This is a genomic window from Pseudomonas sp. FDAARGOS_380 (assembly GCF_002591235.1).
Classification (GTDB): Bacteria; Pseudomonadota; Gammaproteobacteria; order Pseudomonadales; family Pseudomonadaceae; genus Aquipseudomonas; species Aquipseudomonas salmasensis.
The window spans coordinates 6,248,940-6,267,532 of record NZ_CP023969.1 but is presented as its reverse complement, the minus strand read 5'-3'; the positions used below and the strand labels follow the sequence as shown (position 1 = coordinate 6,267,532).

The following is an 18,593-nucleotide window of genomic DNA, read 5'->3' as shown; positions in this document are numbered from 1 at the left end:
TGGAGAGTGAAAGATGGCGTTGCGTACACCCCTGTTATTGGCGGGCTGCCTGCTGGCGTTGAGTTTCAATGCGCTGGCGGATGCGGCCCATACCTACGCGTTCGGCCAGCCGGCCCCGGCAGATAAAGCCACGCGCACCGTTGAAGTCACGCTGCGGGACATCGCCTTTGAGCCCAAGTCCCTGGACGTCAAGGCCGGTGAAACCGTGCGCTTCGTGCTGGTCAACAAGGGCAAGTTGCTGCATGAGTTCAACCTGGGCGACGCGGCCATGCATGCCGCCCACCAGAAAGAGATGATGCAGATGCAGGCCAGCGGCATGCTGACCGCCACCGGCATGGGCAAGATGGACCACGGCGCCATGGGCCACGGCGATATGGGCGGCATGAAGCACGATGACCCCAACAGTGTATTGGTGGAGCCGGGCAAGAAGGCCGAACTGACCTGGACGTTCAAGCAGGCCACCGACCTTGAGTTCGCCTGCAACCTGCCAGGGCACTACCAGGCAGGCATGGTCGGCAAACTGACCGTTGAGTGAGGCGTTTGTTAAGGGCGGGGGCAAAGGCTGGTAGACTGGCGCGGTTTATTTAGCCAGGTTTCCGCCATGCATCCCGCAGCCGAACATTCGCCGCTGGGCAAGTCCAGTGAATACATCAGCACCTACACGCCTTCGTTGCTGTTTCCGATTCCACGCGCCGCCAAGTGGGCCGAGCTGGGCCTGAGCGCCGAGACCCTGCCGTACAAGGGCGTGGATTTCTGGAACTGCTTCGAGCTGTCCTGGTTGTTGCCGTCGGGCAAGCCGGTGGTGGCCATCGGTGAATTCAGCATTCCCGCCGACTCGCCGAACATCATCGAGTCCAAGTCCTTCAAGTTGTACCTCAACTCGCTGAACCAGACCGCGTTTGCCGACACGCAAAGCCTCGAAGCCACCCTGCGCACCGACCTCAGCTTAGCGGCCGGCAAGCCCGTGAATGTGCGCATTCGCAGCCTGGCCGATATCGAAGCCGAAGGCGTGATGGCGCTGCCGGGCGTGTGCATTGATGGCCTGGATATCAACGTCAGCAGCTACGAACACCCGCGCCCGGAGCTGTTGCGTTGCGATGATTCGCGCGTGGTAGAGGAGAGCGTGCACAGCCACCTGCTCAAATCCAACTGCCCGGTGACCAGCCAGCCTGACTGGGGCAGTGTGGTGGTGGAATATCGCGGTGCGGCACTGGATCACGCCAGCCTGCTGGAATATATCGTCAGCTTTCGCCAGCACTCGGACTTTCATGAGCAGTGTGTGGAGCGGATCTTCCTGGACTTGCAGCGCTTGCTCAAGCCGGAGAAGTTGACCGTGTATGCGCGGTATGTGCGCCGGGGTGGGTTGGATATCAACCCGTACCGCAGCACTGAGAACACCCAGTTCCTGAACGTGCGGCTGGCGCGTCAGTAAACCTTACCCAAATCCCAATGTGGCAGGGGGCTTGTGTGGGAGCGGGCTTGCTCGCGAATGCAGTGGGTCAGTTACACATGAACTGACTGATACACCGCATTCGCGAGCAAGCCCGCTCCCACATTTTGCTTCTTTGTTTGGTTTGGGCTCGGGTTAGATGCCGATATTGGCCAGGGTGGTCATGATATTGCGCAAGGTCCCAGAAATGACTGGGTGTTCAGCATCAAACTCTATGGCCGCTTGATTCACATCGTCGGAAATACTGGGTGTCTGAGTCGCCGGTTCCAATTCAAGTTGCATTTCGAACTTGGCAATCAGCGCCTCCAGTGCTTTGCGTTTCTCCACTGGCAGCGGCGGGTCCTGTTCCAACTGCCCGCGCAGGATCTCGACCTGTTCTTCCAGTTTTTTGCGATCAGGCATGACGTTCTTTCCTTTTATCGATAGGCACTGGCATAGACCGCGGCGCGCCGTGAAAGGTCTACGGGCTGACCTGTAGATTAATCCACTGGGGCCAACTGTGCATGATCTCGATCAGGGCTTCTCGCCCTTGAGCTGGCGCAGGCGGATGTCGGCCAGGCAGGTGCCGAGTTCGCCGAGGTGGTCGATCACCGAGTGCACGCCCAGGCTGTAGAGTGCCACCGTGGCCTTGCCACGCTTGTGTTCGCGTTGCTGCTCGGTGAGCGCCTGCCATTGCTGGGGCGACAGGCCGCAGAGCGAACCGCAGGAGGCCAGGCCGATGGTCCACAAACCGGCATTCAGGCCCGATTGCAGCAGGCGCGGCTCGCCGCTGACCAGTACGCAGCCTTCCAGGCGTTCGATGTTCAACTCCATCAAGGCTTGCCAGCAGGCGTGGGGCGCAGGCCAGCGAATGGAGGAGGGCGAGGCGGCCTTGAGCCAGCCAGGCAGGCCGGCGCACAGTGGCGTGGTCACCGAGGGTGGCAGTTCATCCAGCCAGGCGCAGGGCACGCCTTGTTCTTTGAGGCTGCGCAATATCTTCAACGCCCCCGGCGTGGCCTCGGCGTCGGCGCAAGGTGAGTCGGTGCGCGCCAGGGAACCAAAATCCACCAGGCAGCCACTCAGGCCAAATAACACGGCGGTCAACGAGGGGGCGGCGGCGACGGCAATCTCGGCGTGTGGCATCTGAACGTCCCTGAAATAGCTGCCACGCTATCGGGGCGGCATGACAAGGGGATGACACTGTCGATATTTGTGGGAATTTTGTGCATTTTCCGTAAGACGATTCCAGGTAGCTGCCTAAATCGACACTTCCGTCATATACTGACAGCCTTATTCAGGGCATAGCGCCCATGACAGACCATTCAAGGAGCAAAAGCTATGCGCTGGAGCCAGTACTTCGCTCAGCTATCGGTGTGTGCCACCATCCTGTTGGCACCGTTCGCAGCCCAAGCGGCCTCGGAAGATGACCCATGGGAAAGCGTCAACCGCCCCATCTTCACCTTCAACGACACCGTTGACACCTACGCCCTCAAGCCCCTCGCCCAGGGCTATCAGTTCGTCACCCCGCAATTTGTGCAGGACGGCGTTCACAACTTCTTCCGCAACATCGGTGATGTCGGCAACCTGGCCAACAACGTGCTGCAACTCAAGCCGCACAATGCAGGCGTCGACACCGCCCGCCTGTTGGTCAACACCACGTTTGGCGTACTCGGCTTTATCGACGTCGGCACCAAAATGGGGCTGCAGCGCAGCGATGAAGACTTCGGCCAAACCCTCGGCTACTGGGGCGTGGGCAGCGGCCCGTACGTGATGATCCCGTTGCTGGGCCCAAGCACCTTGCGTGATGCGCCGTCCAAATACGTCGACAGCTATACCCAACCGTACCGCTACATGAACGACATCGGCTGGCGTAACAGCACCTTCGGCCTCAACGTCGTCGACGTGCGCGCCAGCCTGCTCGACAGCGAGAAGCTGATCAGCGGCGACAAGTACACCTTCATTCGTAACGCTTACCTGCAGAACCGCGAGTTCAAGGTCAAGGACGGCAAGGTCGTTGACGACTTTTAAGCTGTGACGTTTTGAAATGAAAAAGGCGACCTTTATAGGGTCGCCTTTTTTGTGCGCGCTGATCGTTCCCCACGCTCCGCGTGGGAACGCCTCCTGTGACGCTCCGCGTCACCCTTGCGCAGGGGCTGGATGTTGCGTTAGCGCATTTTCAGAATCTTGAGGCCCAGATGCTGGTCATCGCCTACCGCCTTGGTCCACACCACCTCTGTATCGGCCTCAAGGCCTTTGAGGGCAGCGTGTTCTGAATCAATGCGCACGGTCAGCAGGTCGCCCACGGTGAACTGGCGAGGTGCCTGCACCTGCATGCCGGAACTGGAGAGGTCCACGCAGGTAGCGGCAATCTCCTGCCCGGCATGGATCAAAGACACATCGGCATCTATTCGCATGCGGATGAAATCGCGTTTTTCGGCGTAGTCGCGCTCGTGTTCGCTCACAGCATCCATCCTTACTTTGCGTTGTGGTAGTGAGGGTTCTTATAACTCCCGGTGATTTGCGGTGTAAAGACGCCCGGCGACCATCGGCATGAGCTTGAAACCCCTCACGGATGGGAGTACCGTCTGCGCCTTAGAAGGGCACCTCTGCTTTACCGTTGTGCATGGGCCAAATCCCAATGCTTTGTAGGACAGAGAGGCTAGAAAGCGAATCCAGTACGTGAGCCCGGCCATTGCCGAGCCGCCTACGCCAACCTAATTCTGGCGCCGTTTGCCCACATGCAAAAAACCAGTGCCACGCTGCTGATAATCGATGACGACGAAGTAGTGCGCGCGAGCCTCGCGGCCTACTTGGAAGACAGTGGCTTCAGCGTCCTGCAGGCCAGTAATGGCCAACAGGGTCTCCAGGTATTCGAGCGCGACAAGCCCGACCTTGTGATCTGCGACCTGCGCATGCCCCAGATGGGCGGCCTTGAGCTGATTCGCCAGGTGACCGAGCTTGCCCCGCAAACGCCGGTGATTGTCGTGTCCGGTGCCGGTGTCATGAACGATGCCGTTGAAGCCTTGCGCCTGGGCGCCGCCGATTACCTGATCAAGCCCCTGGAAGACCTGGCTGTGCTGGAGCACTCGGTGCGCCGCGCCCTGGACCGTGCACGCCTGCTCCTGGAAAACCAGCGCTACCGTGAAAAGCTCGAGACCGCCAACCGCGAACTCGAAGCCAGCCTGAACCTGCTGCAGGAAGACCAGAACGCCGGTCGCCAGGTGCAGATGAACATGCTGCCGGTCAGCCCCTGGACCACCGACGAATTCAAGTTCGCCCACCAGATCATCCCGTCGTTGTACCTGTCGGGTGATTTTGTCGACTATTTCCGCGTCGATGAGCGGCGCGTAGCGTTCTACCTGGCCGACGTTTCCGGCCACGGCGCGTCTTCAGCGTTTGTGACCGTGTTGTTGAAGTTCATGACCACACGGCTGTTGTTCGAGTCCAAGCGCAATGGCACCTTGCCGGAGTTCACCCCCTCCGAGGTGCTGGGCCACATCAACCGAGGCCTGATCAGCTGCAAGCTGGGCAAGCACGTGACGATGGTCGGCGGCGTGATCGACGAAGAAACCGGTCTTTTGACCTACAGTATTGGCGGTCACCTGCCGATGCCTGTTTTATACACTCCTGACAGTGTGCGCTACCTGGAAGGGCGTGGCCTGCCCGTAGGCTTGTTTAACGAAGCCACCTACGAAGACCACATCCTGGAACTGCCGCCGACCTTCAGCCTGACGCTGATGTCTGACGGTATTCTGGACCTTCTTCCAGAGCCTACACTCAAAGAGAAAGAAGCCGCCTTGCCCCAAAAGGTCAAGTCGGCGGGCGGCAGCCTGGATGGCCTGCGGCAGGTTTTTGGATTGGCCACGCTAGGGGAGATGCCGGATGATATCGCCCTATTGGTGTTGAGCAGGAATCTTTGATGAGTACCGGAAGAATCCAATTCGCCGAGCAAGACGGGACCTTCGTCCTGAAATTTGTCGGTGAAGTGCGCCTGACCTTGTGTTCGGCCCTGGATGCGACGATCGAGCGGATCTTCACAGCGCTGAACTTCTCGGCGATCGTGATCGACCTGACCGAAACGCGCAGCATCGATAGCACCACCCTGGGCCTGTTGGCCAAGTTGTCCATTCTGTCGCGGCAGAAGGTCGGCCTGTTGCCGACCGTGGTCACCACCCACGAAGACATCACCCGTCTGTTGCAATCCATGGGTTTTGACCAGGTGTTCAACATCGTTGACCGCCCGATCCCCTGCCCGGAATGCCTCACCGACCTGCCGTCCCAGGACCAGTCCGAGGAAGTGGTGCGGGTCAAGGTGCTGGAAGCGCACAAGATCCTGATGGGCTTGAATGAGTCCAACCGCGAAGCCTTCCACGACCTCGTCAACGCCCTCGAGCGGCACTGACAGCTCCCCTGTTGAAACACATTCCCCTGTGGGAGCTGGCTTGCCTGCGATTGCGCCGTGTCAGTCGATGAAGTGTTGGCTGGCCCACCGCTATCGCAGGCAAGCCAGCTCCCACATCGGACGGCGGTCACACCGAGGCAAAAAAAGGGCGGCACCCTCACAGGTGCCGCCCTTTTTGCCGCTATCTGCCTTTACAGCTTGGCCGACAACAACGCTTCCAGCTTCTCCTGGTCCCGAGCAAACTGACGAATCCCCTCGGCCAGCTTCTCAGTCGCCATCGCGTCCTCGTTGGACTCCCAACGGAACTGCGCTTCAGTCATATGCACCCGCGCCTCACCGGCATGCCCTGGCGCCAACTTGCGCTCCAGCTTGCCTTCATCGGCTGCCAGTTTCTCCAGCAGGTCCGGGCTGATGGTCAGGCGATCACACCCGGCCAGCTCTTCGATCTGGCTGAGGTTACGGAAGCTCGCACCCATCACCACGGTCTTGTAGCCGTTAGCCTTGTAGTAGTTGTAGATGCGCGTCACCGACTGCACGCCCGGGTCATCGGAACCGGTGTAGTCGTTGCCGTTGGCCTTCTTGTACCAGTCGTAGATACGGCCCACGAACGGCGAAATCAGAAACACACCCGCTTCAGCACAAGCCACGGCCTGGGCAAACGAGAACAGCAGGGTCAGGTTGGTCTGGATGCCTTCTTTTTCCAGCTTCTCGGCGGCGCGGATGCCTTCCCAGGTGGAGGCGATCTTGATCAGCACGCGGTCCCGGCCAACGCCGGCTTTGTCGTACAGGTCGATCAGACGGTGCGCACGCTTGAGAATCGCGGCCTCGTCGAACGACAGGCGCGCATCCACCTCAGTGGAAATACGGCCCGGCACTACTTTAAGAATCTCTTGGCCCACCGCCACCGCAAAGCGGTCACTGGCCAGGCCCACATCGCCGTTGCAATCCTGCACACACTCATCCAGCAGCTTGGCATAGCCAGGAATCGACGCAGCCTTGAGCAGCAGGGAAGGGTTGGTGGTCGCGTCTTGCGGCTTGAGCTTGGCGAGCGTGGAGAAATCGCCGGTATCGGCTACGACGGTGGTGAATTGCTTGAGTTGTTCCAGCTTGGAAGTCATGGGCGTGCTCTGTCCTGTGGGTCTAGTGACATTACCCGAGCGCTGGCAGGCGCTCAAGGGCGCAAATGCGTTAGGTCGTTTGCGAGGGCAATAACCTGGAAACAGCCGTTTGAATCATCGGCCGTGGTGCTCATTTGGAGGGCAAAATCGATGGCAGGTTCAACCCAACTGCCCGATAACCACGTCATTGCCCTTGAGCCTGCTCCCAATACTGTAGGAGCGAGCTTGCTCGCGAAAAACCTCAACGATAACGCGCGCTTCCTGAATAAACGCGGCGCCTAAGGGTTTCTCGCGAGCAAGCTTGCTCCTGCACGCGGGCGAGGGGCAGCCGCCTAGAAGCTGTAGCGCGCAGTCAGCTTGAAATTGCGTGGGTCGCCGTAGATGTCGTAAGGCTCATAGGCGCCATTGGCGACGCTGGAGTAGTACTTGCGGTCAAACAGGTTGTTTACGTTCAGCTGCAGATCCAGATGCTCGTTGGCCTTGTACCCCGCTACCAGGCCGGCGATCGTGTACGAGCCCTGGCGGTTTTTCCATGCACTGGTGCCGCTGCCCCCCGAGGTGCGGATCTGGCTCTGCTGGTAGAGGTCACCGCCAATGCGCCAGCGGTTCAGGTCACCGGACAGGTTGTAGATGGTGGACACCTTAAACAGTTGGCGCGGCAGTCGGCGGTTGAAATCCTGTCCTTCCCTGGAGGTATCGGTATCGGTGACATATTTGGTCTGGGTGTAGGTGTACCCACCGGCCAGTTGCCAGTTTTCGGTCAGGGCGCCCTGAACTTCCAGGTCAATGCCTCGACTGCGCACCAGGCCGGAAGCCTCGTAGCATGAGCTTACAGGGGTTGTACCGCAGCCTTTGACATCAGGCATTTCCTGGGCACGATTGTTCTGATCGATCTGGAAGATGGCTGCACTGGCGTTCAGCGCACCATCAAAGTATTCGCCCTTGATGCCCACCTCGTAGTTTTCACCCTTGATCGGCTTCACCACTTGCCCTCCGAGACCTTTTTCGGTCTGCGGCTTGAAGATATCGGTGTAGCTCACGTAGACCGAGTGGTTGGCATCCAGGTCGTAGACCAGGCCGGCATAACGGGTCAGGTTGCGCGTGACCTTGTAGTTGCTTTCGGGGGTTTCCCGGCTTTCGAATTCGTACCAGTCCAGGCGGCCGCCGAGAATCAACGACAACGGCTCGGTCAAGCGCAAGCGGGTGCTGGTATAGAAGCTGTCCTGTGTGGTGGTCTCGGGACGCAGGGTGCGCCCCTTGGTGATCTCCGGCTTGGTATGACCCCGTGGATCCCAGCCGAAGAGGTCGACGTTACTGTCGATGAAACGCTCCCACAGTTTGCCGGTACGGTAGTCCAGCTGGCGCTTGCTGGCACCCACGGTGAAGTCATGTTCCATACCCAGTAGCTGGAAGGGGCCGCTGAGGGCCAGATCGTAGCCTTTTTCCTTCTGCTCCATGGCTTGCGTCCACAGGTAGTGGCGGTTGTATCCCCAGATGGAAGAGGCCAGCACGTCCGTGTTGGTCGTCGCCTGCATGGCGGCCATGCGCAGTTTCCAGTCATTGGCGAAGCCATGTTCCAGGGTCGCGAAATAACCTGTGGTGCGGTTGTCCATGTATTCATAGTCATGGCCCAGGAAGGTGTCGCGCGGCAATCCCAGATGGCCACCACCTCGGGCCATAGGCAGCCCACCCCAGACGTAGTTGGTGTAGTCCTTCTGCCGGTAGGCACCCACCGTCAGGGTGGTGGTATCGGTCAGGTCGGCGTCGACTACGCCGTAGTACAAGTCGGCGTCACTCTCGACCGCTTCGCGAAAACTTTTCGAGTCCTGCTTTGAGAGTACGGTGCGGGCGCGCAAGGTGCCGCTGTCGTTTAGCGGGCCGCCGACGTCCAGGGTGCTGCTGTAATCGTCCCAGCTACCGGCACTGCCGGTGAGCGTGGCCTGGAATTTACGGGTCGGGCGCTTGCGTATCAAGTTGATGGCGCCCGCGGGGCTGCCGGCGCCCTGAGCCAGGCCGGTGGCGCCGCGAACGATTTCGACGCGGTCATACATTGCCAGGTTGGCTTCGCTGCTGGGTATATAGGTGAGGAAACTGGTGGGGAAACCGTCGTACAAAATGGTATCGACGTCGAAGCCACGCGCGCTGAACGTGGGCCGCCCGGCGCCGCCGGAGGTATTGAGGAACACACCCGGCGCACTTTCGGCGACATCGCTGAGGGTGGTCATGGCCTTGTCGTCCATGCGCTTGCGCGTGACCACGCTGACCGACTGCGGCGTTTCCCGCAAGGTGAGTGGCAGCTTGGTGGCAGTCTGCATGGCCCCCGTCGTGTAGGAACCGCTGCCCTCGGTCGTCTCGCCCAAGTGCTGAGCGGTGATCGAGGTCTCACCCAGCTGCAAGGCACCGCCTGATTCAGCTGCCTTCTCCAGCGTCACGCTACCCTCAGCGGTAGGCCGCCACGTCAAGCCGCTGCCGCTCAACACTTCAGCCAGTGCGGCCTGCGGTTCTTTGGAGCCGACTACGCCAGGGCTGTTCTTGCCCGACACCAAAGAGCCATCAACGATCACCCGTAAACCGCTCTGAGCGGCCAGGCGATTCAGCGCGCTTGCCAAGGGCTGTGGTGCGATATTGAACTGATGAGGGTCGGCAGCCGCCAGATCGGACATCAGTACACACAGCATGGTAAGCGGCGCTACAGACAAAGATTTCACGCGCGAAACTTTATACAGCGGACGGTACATCGGCGCCTCCCCTAAATACGAAAAATTATCGTTCTAGGTAGTGAGACGGACGAAACACCAATAACCGTAAAAGATAATTGTAATATTCTGGGTGACCGCTAGAGACGGCTGCTCGTGCAGTGCTCGAATTTCATAACGACCGTGCGCAGCGAGCAGCACTGCCCCAATCAACGCCCCTCCAGCAATTCCCCCGCCTGATCCAACAACGCCAACGGATCACTCGCCTTATGAATATCCACCGACAACAACTGCCGAAACTTACGCGCCCCTGGAAAACCGGTCCCCAGCCCCAGAACATGGCGCGTAATGTGATGCATCGCGCCACCTGTCGCCAAGTGCTCGGCTATATACGGACGCAACTGCACCAGCGCCTCAGCACGGGTGATCACGGGCGCGGTGCTACCAAACAACTGTTGATCCACCTCCGCCAACAAATACGGATTGTGATAAGCCTCCCGCCCCAACATCACCCCATCAAACGTCTGCAAATGCTCCTGGCACTGCTCCAACGTCTTGATCCCACCGTTGAGATTAAACTCCAGCTCTGGAAAATCCCGCTTCAACTGCGCCGCCACGTCATAGCGCAACGGCGGAATGTCCCGGTTCTCCTTGGGCGACAACCCCTCCAGAATCGCAATCCGCGCATGCACGGTAAAACTGGTGCAACCGGCATCCTTCACCGTGCCGACGAAATCACACAGCTCGGCATAACTGTCCCGGCCATTGATGCCGATACGGTGCTTCACCGTCACCGGGATCGACACTGCATCGCGCATCGCCTTCACACAGTCCGCCACCAGGGCAGGGTGCGCCATCAGGATCGCGCCGATCATGTTGTTCTGCACCCGGTCGCTGGGGCAGCCGACGTTCAGGTTCACTTCATCGTAACCGGCGGCCTCGGCCATACGGGCGCAGGCGGCCAGATCGGCCGGGACACTGCCGCCCAGTTGCAGGGCCAGCGGGTGCTCGGCTTCGTTGTGGCGCAGGAAGCGGTCGTGGTCGCCATGGAGGATAGCGCCGGTGGTGACCATCTCGGTGTAGAGCAGGGCGTGCTTGGAGAGCAGGCGCAGGAAGAACCGGCAGTGGCGGTCGGTCCAATCCATCATGGGGGCGACGGAGAAGCGGCGGGAGAGGGGAGCGGTTTGTAGGGGCATGGGGGATCTGAGTTGGCGAGGCGAATGGGGCGTAGTTTATCAGGGATGTTTGTCGGGTACTTGGCGGGTTCTCAAGCCTAGCCAGTCAGCCTTCGGTGATAACCAGAGCACACGCTCGGTCAGGCGTTCGACGCGCACTTTGTGTTGATGATTTATTGTGGCTACGATAATCGTATACGGATTACCTATGACCCAGCCAAAGACGCTTGTGACGTTGAAGAACGTGGACTTCCGTTTGCATTGGTGCGGGACTTTGAATGCTCTACGGCCTTGATCGTGGAAGATGATCGATTCGACTACGGCGAGTGTCGTTATCGAGCGATGGGATACGTAGGGGATCGGCTGCAAGTCGTAGTGTTCACCCCACGAGGTGATGTGGCCCACATCATCAGCTTTCGTAAAGCCACCAAACGGGAGGTCAAAAATTATGACCAAGAAACCCAATCCTGAGAAGGTCGATACAGCGAACCCGGAATGGTCGGCTGAAGACTTTGCTAAGGCCAAGTCAGCCAGCGAGGTGCTTGTGGGATTGTTTGGCAAAGCTCAGGCGAAGGAAATGCTCACCCAAGCGCGGGCGGCCAAAGTCGTTAGCCGCTAAAGAGCACGTTAATGTTCGTTTTGATGCTGACGTGCTGGAGCGATTCAGGGCTGCCGGGCCGGGCTGGCAAACGCGAATGAACGCCGCCTTGGCTGATTGGCTTAAGGCGCATACGCCAGAAGAGCTGAAGGCCTAAGGCAAAAAGCCGCGGATGACGCGGCTTTTTGCTGTCTTGTGATTAGCTTTTTCTCAGCGATGGTGTAAATAAATCTGTCCTCTTTTTTTGATAGGTAAGTCGACGATACGCGCAACCCGCTCGGTGAAGCCAAAGATCATGTTGTTGCTGTCACATCGACCTCCCGCTGAATGGGCCTTACTTGTCGTGCCAGTTTCGTTCTGTTCGTATGTATGCATCGCTGTCCCAGTGCACAAATCCCTCCGGGAAATTTCCCACACTTTTCTCGGCTTGCCCCTCAGACCATCCATAGCTAACCTCCTCAAGCCGCTGCAAACCCAGCGGCCGGAGGTGGAAGTCCGTATTGCTAAGGCGTTTTTAACTCCCGAAAATATTTGGAGCTTCGCCAATGCACAACAACACACGCAGTTCTTCACTTGATCAAAGCGCATCGCCCATCGATCCCAAGCTTCAAGCCGCAGCCCAGCGCGCAATCCATCATCACTTGCCCCCATCCGACGACGCTGCGCCCGTCGAACGCCCAAGCAACAACCTATTCCTTGTCAACCCAACCATCGATCCCGAAACCCTCCTGGCCAATGCCGCCGAAAACCTGGCATCCGCCAACGAAATGGCCGCCACCTTGGCGTTCGACCTCGACGACTCCCAACGCGCCATCGCCTTGGGCATTCAGCAGTTAATCGAGTTGAGCTCGCTGCTCGTTGACCGGGCCCAGGAGCAAGTTGCGCCTGTAACCGCCCCAGTCAAAGCCTGACAACTAACCCTGCCGCCTTACCCAAGGCGGCAACCTGAACTCATGCTGTCACCCAGCAAAGTTTCATAATTCCCTGCGCCGTTGAGGTCTACGATTCCCTGTAAGAGAGGACCCCAGCGCCTCCAGCCCACAGGGAACTGAAACCATGATCTCGAACCTCGTCAAAGTCGTGATGATCACCGGCACGTTGTTGGTGAGTGCTTGTTCATCTTCATCGAGTGTGACCAACAGCGACCCGTGCTTTTCAGGCGGGTGCCAGGCATTTGGCGACCATAGCCCCAACAAAGCCGCGAAGATGAATTTTGGCGGTAGTGGGCTGGGGAGTAGTTATGGGGAGTATGGTTCGGGGTTGTTGCATGATGATTGATGGGGGCGGGGGCAGGCACTAATACCTGTCAGTTAAGCGTCATCGCCTTCTGTAGGAGCGAGCTTGCTCGCGAAAAACGTCAACGATAACGCGGGCTTCCTGAAGAAATGCGGCGTCTGTGAGTTTTTCGCGAGCAAGCTCGCTCCTACAAGAAGCCCTCCCACAGTTTGATTCAGTAGGGCGTTAGTGGCCGCCTTTCATCTGCCGGGCGATCAGGTAGAGTCCCAGGCCGACCAGCGCTGTGGCGGCGCCGATGTAGCCGGTGCTGGTCCAGCCCAGGCCGGCAGTGATGGCCATGCCACCAAACCACGGCCCCAGCGCATTCGCCAGGTTAAACGCCGCATGGTTCGAAGCCGCCGCCAGGCTCGGCGCTTCATGGGCAATGTCCATCAACCGAATCTGCAACGGCGCCGCCAACGCGACCATAGTGCCCACCAACCCCATGCTCAGCAGCACGCCCCACAGCGACGCCGCGGCGAAGGGGAAGAACAGCAGCACGGCCATCGACCACACCAATATCAAACCCACCGCCCGAAACTGCATGCGGTCAAACAACTTGCCGCCGGCAATGTTGCCGATGATGCCGCCCACGCCAAAGGCGGCGAGGCCGAAGGGAATCCACTGGGGCGAGACTTTGGTCACTTCGAGCATGGTCGGCGCCAGGTAGCTGAATACGCAGAACATCCCGGCAAAGCCAATCGCGCCGATGGACAGGGCCATCCATACCTGGGGTTTGGTGAAGGCGCGCAGTTCTTTGCGTGGGTCGCTGCGTTGTTCGTCGTGGCGGTGGGGTACGAATTGCCAGACCAGGGCGATGGTGAGCAGGGCGATCACGCTGACCAGGGCGAACGCCGAGCGCCAGCCCAGGTGTTGCCCGAGGAAGGTGGCGATGGGGTTGCCCAGCAGCATGGCCAGGGTCAGGCCCATCATCACTCGGGCCACGGCGCCGGCGCGTTTGTCGGTGGGTACCATGCTGGAGGCAACCACGGCGGCGATGCCGAAGTAGGCGCCGTGGGGCAGGCCACTGATAAAGCGGAAGGCCACCAGCGAGCCGAAGGTGGGGGTGAAGGCGGTGGCGAAGTTGCCCAAGGCGTACAGGCCCATCAGCAACAGCAGCATGTGTTTGCGCAGCAGCTTGGCGCCGAGGATGGCCAGCAGCGGGGCGCCCACCATGACGCCAAGGGCGTAGGCGCTGATGGCGTGGCCCACCTGGGGTTCGCTCAGGCCCAGGTTCTGGGCGATGTCGGGCATCAGGCCCATGACGGCGAATTCGCCGGTGCCGATCGCGAAGGCGCCCACGGCCATGGCTGCTTCCATTTTGGCGGCGCTGCGCGCGGGCAGTACGTGCCCGGGTGTTTGCTGGATAGTCATGGGTAACTCTGTGTGGAGGGTGTGCACGAAGGACGTCGCCGATGCTACGCAAGCCGCGACGAAGGTGTCTAGAACCGCCATTTTCGGCAGAGTTCCACGCCTGTGACCGCAGGTCGCGGCTGCCAGGCTTGACAGGGGCGCATTAAAACCCGCGATTTAGGCCTGTCAATTGGCCAAACGGCGCATAAACGCTGTTTAGCGTGATATTCTGCGCGCCGTCTTGGGCTAGTCTTTCCCTGGTGCGTACACCCGTATACGTCCCAGCGGTTGGCTGTCGCCCAGGTAGCTGAAGCCAATAATGATAAGAAGTCAGCGCAGAAGGGACATAACAGTGAGGTCGATCCATCGGCCTTGTGTGCCCACCCTGCAGCCTTTATGTGACTGTGCAGACCCTGCGGTACGTTGCCTGACGTAGCGTGAACGAGGGTTACTCATGATCAGGGGCGGTAGGGCGGATGGCGTTTTATCATAGGTGCTACTGATGTTTAAAAAAGTAAACACTGCCCTGCTGGGGCTGGCTTTGTCGATGGGGATCACGTCCGTTCACGCGGAAGAGGCAAAGAAAGTCGATGTGCTGCTGATCGGCGGCGGCATCATGAGTGCAACCCTGGGTGTCTGGCTCAATGAGCTGGAACCGGACTGGTCGATGGAGATGGTCGAGCGCCTCGATGGCGTGGCCGAAGAAAGCTCCAACGGTTGGAACAACGCCGGTACCGGTCACTCGGCCCTGGCTGAGCTGAACTACACCCCGGAAGACAAGAACGGCAACGTTGAGATCCCTAAAGCGGTCGAGATCAACGAAGCGTTCCAGATCTCCCGTCAGTTCTGGTCCTGGCAGGTTCAGCAGGGCGTGTTGAAGAACCCGCGTTCGTTCATCAATTCCACTCCGCACATGAGCTTTGTGTGGGGCGATGACAACATCAAGTTCCTGAAAAAACGCTACGAAGCCCTGAAGGCCAGCCCGCTGTTCGCCGGCATGCAGTACTCCGAAGACCCGGCGCAAATCGCCAAGTGGGTTCCGCTGATGATGGAAGGGCGTGACCCCAACCAGAAAATCGCGGCCACCTGGAGCCCGATCGGTACCGACGTGAACTTCGGCGAGATCACCCGCCAGTTCGTCGCTCACCTGCAAACCACGCCGAAGTTTGACTTGAAGCTGTCGAGCGAAGTGCAGGACATCACCAAGAACGCCGACGGTTCGTGGCGCGTGAGCTACAAAAACCTCAAAGACGGCACCAAGACTGAAACCGACGCCAAGTTCGTGTTCATCGGCGCTGGCGGCGGTGCACTGCACCTGCTGCAGAAGTCGGGCATTCCTGAAGGCAAGGAATACGCAGGCTTCCCAGTCGGTGGTTCGTTCCTGGTGACCGAGAACCCGACCATCGCTGAGCAGCACCTGGCCAAGGCCTACGGCAAGGCTTCGGTAGGTTCGCCACCGATGTCGGTTCCGCACCTGGACACCCGTGTGCTGGATGGCAAGCGCGTGATTCTGTTTGGCCCATTCGCGACCTTCTCGACCAAGTTCCTGAAGGAAGGCTCGTACCTGGACCTGCTGACCAGCACCACCACCCACAACATCTGGCCCATGACCAAAGTCGGTATTCGTGAATACCCACTGGTCGAGTACCTCGCCGGCCAACTGATGCTGTCCGATGACGACCGCTTCAAGGCGCTGCAAGAGTACTTCCCGAACGCCAAGCAGTCCGACTGGCGCCTGTGGCAAGCCGGCCAGCGTGTGCAGATCATCAAGCGTGACGAAGAGCAAGGCGGCGTGCTGAAGCTGGGTACCGAAGTGGTCAGCTCTGCCGACAACACCATCGCCGGCCTGCTGGGTGCATCGCCAGGCGCGTCCACCGCGGCTCCGATCATGCTGACCGTGCTGCAAAAGGTGTTCAAGGACAAAGTAGCCAGCCCGGCCTGGCAGGAAAAACTGCACCAGATCGTGCCAAGCTACGGCACCAAGCTGAACGACAGCCCTGAAGCGGTTGCCAAGGAATGGGCCTACACCGCCGGTATCCTGCAACTGACCCCGCCACCTGCGATCCCGCAGCTGGCTGCTCCACAGGCCACCGAGGCTGCCAAGCCTGCGGCTGAGCCAAGCAAGCCGGTTTCTGACCTGGCGCTGTAAGCCACACCCACGAAAAAGCCCGCTGAACCGGTGACGGTCAGCGGGCTTTTTTGTGCGCGGTGTTCAGACTCTGAAATACCTGACTTGCTCGTACAGGTGCAGTGCCAGTGCATTAGCGGTATCGCACAGCAGGTACAGATGCTGCGCGGGGAGGGCTGGCAGCTCCGTCATTTGCCTCAGCCCTTCGCCCATGCGGCTTTCCTCCATCAGGCCCACGGCCACGCCGCTGCGCATGCATGCCTCTACCGCCGATGAGTTGGGACTTTCCAGCAGTACGCGATGGTAAACCCCGTGATCTTTCAGCGCCTGTAACGCTGCCGCTCGATAAGGGCAACCCGCGATGGGTACGGTAACGGGCAATGGCACATTCGGCGGTGAGCTGAAACCCTCGGCCGCCACCCACAGCGGTTGCACGGGCCCCAGGCGTTCACCTTGGGCCAGGGGGAGTGGGCTGACGGTGAGCGTCAGGTCCAGCTGGTTGGCGATAAATAAACCCAGCAATTGCCCGCTGGTGCGCGCTTCGATTTCCAGTTCCAGCAGGGGGTTGTCAGCGATCAGTCGCGGCACAAACTCCTGTATGAAGGCGGGCGCATAGGTATCTGGCACGCCCAGGCGGATTTTGCCTTGCATGCGTTGGGGCATCAGTGAGATCAGCAAACGGTCATGGCTTTTCAGAAACTCGGTGGTTTCCCCCAGCAGTTTCTGGCCATACAGGGTCAATTCCACGCCCTGGTTGCTGCGGCTGAACAGACGCTGGCCGACCTGATCCTCCAGCTTCTGGATCTGCGTGGTCACGGTGGAGGCGCTGCGGTGCACATGCTCGGCCGCCTCGTTGAAGCGCCGAAAGCGTGCTACCGCATGGAAGGTGCGCAACAGTTCGATGTTCAGTTGTTTGGCCATGATTCTGTTTTTTCGGATTGGTTGTTCCAGTTATTCAAATATACAGAATCATGCGCGGCGCTTAGCCTTTAAGTCGATCACAGCGACGGGAGGCCATATGAAGCGATCTACCTTGGTGTTGGGGCTGTTGCAGGCGCTGTTTGTGCTGTCTTGGAGTTCAGGCTTTATCGGCGCCAAGCTGGGGACTCAGGGTGGAGATGCATTCAACCTGCTTTTCTGGCGTTTTCTGTTGGTTTCGCTGTGCCTGGCGCTGTTTTTGAACAGGCGTTTGCTGAGGGTTTCCTGGCAGCAGATCCGGCATCACGCGGTCGTTGGTTTCCTGTCGCAATTCCTCTATTTGAGCTGCGTCTACGTGGCGATCCAGAACGGTCTGCCGCCCGGCATCGCGGCGATCATTGCGGCGTTGCAGCCGTTGATGACAGCGGCATTGTCGACGGGCATGGCGTCCGAACGCAGTGGCGGCTGGCAGTGGGTGGGCTTGATGATCGGCTTTGTCGGTGTGTCGATTGTAATTGCTGGGCAGTATGGTGGTGGCGGGCAGCGTGTCGGGTTGGTCATGTATCTGTTGCCTCTGGTGTCGGCACTTGGGTTAACGCTGGCGACCTTGTACGAGCGTCGCTCGGTGCAGAGCCAGGACAGCGGGTTGGTGTTGCCGCTGTTTATCCAGTCGCTGTTGACCTTGATAGGTTTTACCGCGGCCGTGATCTACACCGACACCCTGAGCATTCCCCATGACACCAACGTACTGATCTCGATTGTGTGGCTGACCGTGTTCTCCACTTTCCTCGCCTACTTGAGCCTGTGGATGCTGCTGCGGGCGATGACTGCAACGCATGTGGCGGCGCTGGTGTACCTGGAGCCGCCGGTGACGCTGGTGTGGGCGGCGTTGATGTTTGGCGATGTGATCCATGCATCCACTTACGCGGGCGTTGCCGTAGTCGTGGCGGGGCTGGTGCTGGTGCGCCTGAAGCGACCGACTGTCGCCTGTACTTCCTGAGGCTTGCAGGTTCAGCAATCTGACAGACATCGCCTGTTAAAAAGTACCCAGGGCCAAGCAGGAGCGCGGCTGTAACAAGGGGGGATTTTTACCAGTGCAGGTGTTGGGCGTTCGCGCCCGAGGGTTTTGTATGTTGCTACGTTATGCAGCATTGGCCGCCGTGGTGGTGGCAGCGTCCGGGTGTGTACAAGAGCGTGTGGTGCATGAGCGCAGGCCGGTGCAACGTGAGTATGTTGAAGTGGTGGCGCCGCAGCCGCCACCGGTGCAGGTGATCGAAGTCGAACCGGCGGTACGCGAGGGTTATATCTGGTCACGCGGTTACTGGCGTTGGGAGGGCGGGCGTTACGTCGCGGTGCACGGCCATTGGGAGCCGGTGCGCCAGGGCTATCGCTACGTGCATCCGCACTGGGTGCAGCGTAACGATGGCTACCATTGGCAGGTCGGTGGCTGGATACGCTGACACACGCCATCTCCCATTGTAGGAGCGAGCTTGCTCGCGAA

Annotated in this window: 22 protein-coding genes; 14 read left to right on the top strand and 8 right to left on the bottom strand. The window is 59.5% G+C overall.

Going from position 1 to position 18,593, the window contains the following annotated elements:
- Positions 1–13: 13 nt before the first annotated feature.
- Positions 14–535 carry a plastocyanin/azurin family copper-binding protein gene (locus CRN80_RS29160; protein ID WP_098952393.1) on the top strand — a complete coding sequence of 174 codons (522 nt, stop codon included), beginning with the start codon at positions 14–16 and terminating at the stop codon, positions 533–535.
- A 66-nt stretch (positions 536–601) separates the two neighbouring features.
- Entirely contained in the window at positions 602–1,432 is an 831-nt protein-coding gene (gene queF / locus CRN80_RS29155) for an NADPH-dependent 7-cyano-7-deazaguanine reductase QueF (RefSeq protein WP_098952391.1), read from the top strand.
- Between the two features lie 153 nt (positions 1,433–1,585).
- On the opposite strand, the gene CRN80_RS29150 is transcribed toward queF, so the two are convergent.
- The gene (locus CRN80_RS29150; protein WP_047710338.1) at positions 1,586–1,852 is read right to left on the bottom strand and encodes a DUF4404 family protein; all 267 of its coding nucleotides are present in this window, start codon (positions 1,850–1,852) and stop codon (positions 1,586–1,588) included.
- Between the two features lie 111 nt (positions 1,853–1,963).
- Positions 1,964–2,572, bottom strand: coding sequence for a phosphatase (locus CRN80_RS29145; RefSeq protein ID WP_098952389.1), 609 nt, complete (start codon positions 2,570–2,572; stop codon positions 1,964–1,966).
- Between the two features lie 195 nt (positions 2,573–2,767).
- Between CRN80_RS29145 and CRN80_RS29140 the strand changes: the two genes are divergently transcribed.
- On the top strand, positions 2,768–3,457 hold the full coding sequence (locus CRN80_RS29140) for a VacJ family lipoprotein (protein WP_032892828.1): 690 nt from the start codon (positions 2,768–2,770) through the stop codon (positions 3,455–3,457).
- 137 nt (positions 3,458–3,594) lie between these two features.
- On the opposite strand, the gene CRN80_RS29135 is transcribed toward CRN80_RS29140, so the two are convergent.
- Entirely contained in the window at positions 3,595–3,891 is a 297-nt protein-coding gene (locus CRN80_RS29135) for a PilZ domain-containing protein (protein WP_098952387.1), read from the bottom strand.
- 276 nt (positions 3,892–4,167) lie between these two features.
- Between CRN80_RS29135 and rssB the strand changes: the two genes are divergently transcribed.
- Entirely contained in the window at positions 4,168–5,349 is a 1,182-nt protein-coding gene (gene rssB, locus CRN80_RS29125) for a two-component system response regulator RssB (RefSeq protein ID WP_098952385.1), read from the top strand.
- Positions 5,349–5,831: an anti-sigma factor antagonist RssC gene (gene rssC, locus CRN80_RS29120; protein ID WP_003172602.1), complete on the top strand. Its 483-nt coding sequence runs from the start codon at positions 5,349–5,351 to the stop codon at positions 5,829–5,831. Before rssB ends, rssC begins: the two co-directional genes overlap by 1 nt.
- A 191-nt stretch (positions 5,832–6,022) precedes the next feature.
- Here rssC and tal read toward each other — a convergent pair whose 3' ends face one another.
- Positions 6,023–6,949: a transaldolase gene (gene tal, locus CRN80_RS29115; protein WP_019818234.1), complete on the bottom strand. Its 927-nt coding sequence runs from the start codon at positions 6,947–6,949 to the stop codon at positions 6,023–6,025.
- Positions 6,950–7,099: 150 nt separating this feature from the next.
- Between tal and CRN80_RS31915 the strand changes: the two genes are divergently transcribed.
- The gene (locus CRN80_RS31915; RefSeq protein WP_256588615.1) at positions 7,100–7,231 is read left to right on the top strand and encodes a hypothetical protein; all 132 of its coding nucleotides are present in this window, start codon (positions 7,100–7,102) and stop codon (positions 7,229–7,231) included.
- 50 nt (positions 7,232–7,281) lie between these two features.
- On the opposite strand, the gene CRN80_RS29110 is transcribed toward CRN80_RS31915, so the two are convergent.
- Both CRN80_RS29110 and dusA read right to left on the bottom strand, forming a co-directional pair.
- Complete coding sequence (locus CRN80_RS29110; RefSeq protein ID WP_032892824.1) at positions 7,282–9,687, bottom strand: TonB-dependent receptor; 2,406 nt, start codon at positions 9,685–9,687, stop codon at positions 7,282–7,284.
- Between the two features lie 167 nt (positions 9,688–9,854).
- Positions 9,855–10,841, bottom strand: coding sequence for a tRNA dihydrouridine(20/20a) synthase DusA (dusA, locus tag CRN80_RS29105; RefSeq protein WP_098952383.1), 987 nt, complete (start codon positions 10,839–10,841; stop codon positions 9,855–9,857).
- A 147-nt stretch (positions 10,842–10,988) separates the two neighbouring features.
- Here dusA and CRN80_RS29100 point away from each other — a divergent pair, with 147 nt between their 5' ends.
- The 5 genes from CRN80_RS29100 (at position 10,989) to CRN80_RS29085 (ending at position 12,696) form a co-directional block, all read left to right on the top strand.
- A complete protein-coding gene (locus CRN80_RS29100; RefSeq protein WP_178110569.1) occupies positions 10,989–11,291 on the top strand; it encodes a BrnT family toxin in 303 nt (100 codons plus the stop codon).
- Entirely contained in the window at positions 11,269–11,439 is a 171-nt protein-coding gene (locus tag CRN80_RS31910) for a hypothetical protein (protein ID WP_256588898.1), read from the top strand. Before CRN80_RS29100 ends, CRN80_RS31910 begins: the two co-directional genes overlap by 23 nt.
- On the top strand, positions 11,363–11,575 hold the full coding sequence (locus CRN80_RS29095) for a BrnA antitoxin family protein (protein ID WP_371861785.1): 213 nt from the start codon (positions 11,363–11,365) through the stop codon (positions 11,573–11,575). Before CRN80_RS31910 ends, CRN80_RS29095 begins: the two co-directional genes overlap by 77 nt.
- Positions 11,576–11,963: 388 nt before the next feature.
- Positions 11,964–12,329, top strand: a complete 366-nt coding sequence (locus tag CRN80_RS29090; protein ID WP_098952379.1) for a DUF6124 family protein — start codon at positions 11,964–11,966, stop codon at positions 12,327–12,329.
- 145 nt (positions 12,330–12,474) lie between these two features.
- Positions 12,475–12,696 (top strand): hypothetical protein, encoded by a 222-nt coding sequence (locus CRN80_RS29085; protein WP_098952377.1) that lies wholly within the window; start codon positions 12,475–12,477, stop codon positions 12,694–12,696.
- A gap of 183 nt (positions 12,697–12,879) precedes the next feature.
- Here the strand turns inward: CRN80_RS29085 and CRN80_RS29080 are convergent, their stop codons facing one another.
- Positions 12,880–14,067, bottom strand: a complete 1,188-nt coding sequence (locus tag CRN80_RS29080; protein ID WP_098952375.1) for an MFS transporter — start codon at positions 14,065–14,067, stop codon at positions 12,880–12,882.
- Between the two features lie 481 nt (positions 14,068–14,548).
- Between CRN80_RS29080 and mqo the strand changes: the two genes are divergently transcribed.
- The gene (mqo, locus tag CRN80_RS29075) at positions 14,549–16,195 is read left to right on the top strand and encodes a malate dehydrogenase (quinone) (protein ID WP_034135222.1); all 1,647 of its coding nucleotides are present in this window, start codon (positions 14,549–14,551) and stop codon (positions 16,193–16,195) included.
- A 63-nt stretch (positions 16,196–16,258) separates the two neighbouring features.
- Here the strand turns inward: mqo and CRN80_RS29070 are convergent, their stop codons facing one another.
- Positions 16,259–17,095: a LysR family transcriptional regulator gene (locus tag CRN80_RS29070; protein ID WP_098952374.1), complete on the bottom strand. Its 837-nt coding sequence runs from the start codon at positions 17,093–17,095 to the stop codon at positions 16,259–16,261.
- Positions 17,096–17,192: 97 nt separating this feature from the next.
- On the opposite strand from CRN80_RS29070, the gene CRN80_RS29065 reads away from it, so the two are divergent.
- Together CRN80_RS29065 and CRN80_RS29060 are read left to right on the top strand one after the other, a co-directional pair.
- Positions 17,193–18,092: a DMT family transporter gene (locus CRN80_RS29065; protein WP_098952372.1), complete on the top strand. Its 900-nt coding sequence runs from the start codon at positions 17,193–17,195 to the stop codon at positions 18,090–18,092.
- Between the two features lie 130 nt (positions 18,093–18,222).
- The gene (locus tag CRN80_RS29060) at positions 18,223–18,552 is read left to right on the top strand and encodes a YXWGXW repeat-containing protein (protein ID WP_032892815.1); all 330 of its coding nucleotides are present in this window, start codon (positions 18,223–18,225) and stop codon (positions 18,550–18,552) included.
- Positions 18,553–18,593 lie beyond the last annotated feature (41 nt).

Coding starts and splice junctions, on each gene's coding strand:
- CRN80_RS29070 (WP_098952374.1), bottom strand. CDS start 17,095: ATGGCCAAACAACTGAACATCGAACTGTTGCGCACCTTCCATGCGGTA.
- queF (WP_098952391.1), top strand. CDS start 602: ATGCATCCCGCAGCCGAACATTCGCCGCTGGGCAAGTCCAGTGAATAC.
- CRN80_RS31915 (WP_256588615.1), top strand. CDS start 7,100: ATGGCAGGTTCAACCCAACTGCCCGATAACCACGTCATTGCCCTTGAG.
- CRN80_RS29160 (WP_098952393.1), top strand. CDS start 14: ATGGCGTTGCGTACACCCCTGTTATTGGCGGGCTGCCTGCTGGCGTTG.
- rssB (WP_098952385.1), top strand. CDS start 4,168: ATGCAAAAAACCAGTGCCACGCTGCTGATAATCGATGACGACGAAGTA.
- tal (WP_019818234.1), bottom strand. CDS start 6,949: ATGACTTCCAAGCTGGAACAACTCAAGCAATTCACCACCGTCGTAGCC.
- CRN80_RS29060 (WP_032892815.1), top strand. CDS start 18,223: ATGTTGCTACGTTATGCAGCATTGGCCGCCGTGGTGGTGGCAGCGTCC.
- CRN80_RS29100 (WP_178110569.1), top strand. CDS start 10,989: ATGATTTATTGTGGCTACGATAATCGTATACGGATTACCTATGACCCA.
- CRN80_RS29090 (WP_098952379.1), top strand. CDS start 11,964: ATGCACAACAACACACGCAGTTCTTCACTTGATCAAAGCGCATCGCCC.
- CRN80_RS29080 (WP_098952375.1), bottom strand. CDS start 14,067: ATGACTATCCAGCAAACACCCGGGCACGTACTGCCCGCGCGCAGCGCC.
- mqo (WP_034135222.1), top strand. CDS start 14,549: ATGTTTAAAAAAGTAAACACTGCCCTGCTGGGGCTGGCTTTGTCGATG.
- CRN80_RS29145 (WP_098952389.1), bottom strand. CDS start 2,572: ATGCCACACGCCGAGATTGCCGTCGCCGCCGCCCCCTCGTTGACCGCC.
- CRN80_RS29065 (WP_098952372.1), top strand. CDS start 17,193: ATGAAGCGATCTACCTTGGTGTTGGGGCTGTTGCAGGCGCTGTTTGTG.
- CRN80_RS31910 (WP_256588898.1), top strand. CDS start 11,269: ATGACCAAGAAACCCAATCCTGAGAAGGTCGATACAGCGAACCCGGAA.
- dusA (WP_098952383.1), bottom strand. CDS start 10,841: ATGCCCCTACAAACCGCTCCCCTCTCCCGCCGCTTCTCCGTCGCCCCC.
- CRN80_RS29085 (WP_098952377.1), top strand. CDS start 12,475: ATGATCTCGAACCTCGTCAAAGTCGTGATGATCACCGGCACGTTGTTG.
- CRN80_RS29110 (WP_032892824.1), bottom strand. CDS start 9,687: ATGTACCGTCCGCTGTATAAAGTTTCGCGCGTGAAATCTTTGTCTGTA.
- CRN80_RS29140 (WP_032892828.1), top strand. CDS start 2,768: ATGCGCTGGAGCCAGTACTTCGCTCAGCTATCGGTGTGTGCCACCATC.
- CRN80_RS29150 (WP_047710338.1), bottom strand. CDS start 1,852: ATGCCTGATCGCAAAAAACTGGAAGAACAGGTCGAGATCCTGCGCGGG.
- rssC (WP_003172602.1), top strand. CDS start 5,349: ATGAGTACCGGAAGAATCCAATTCGCCGAGCAAGACGGGACCTTCGTC.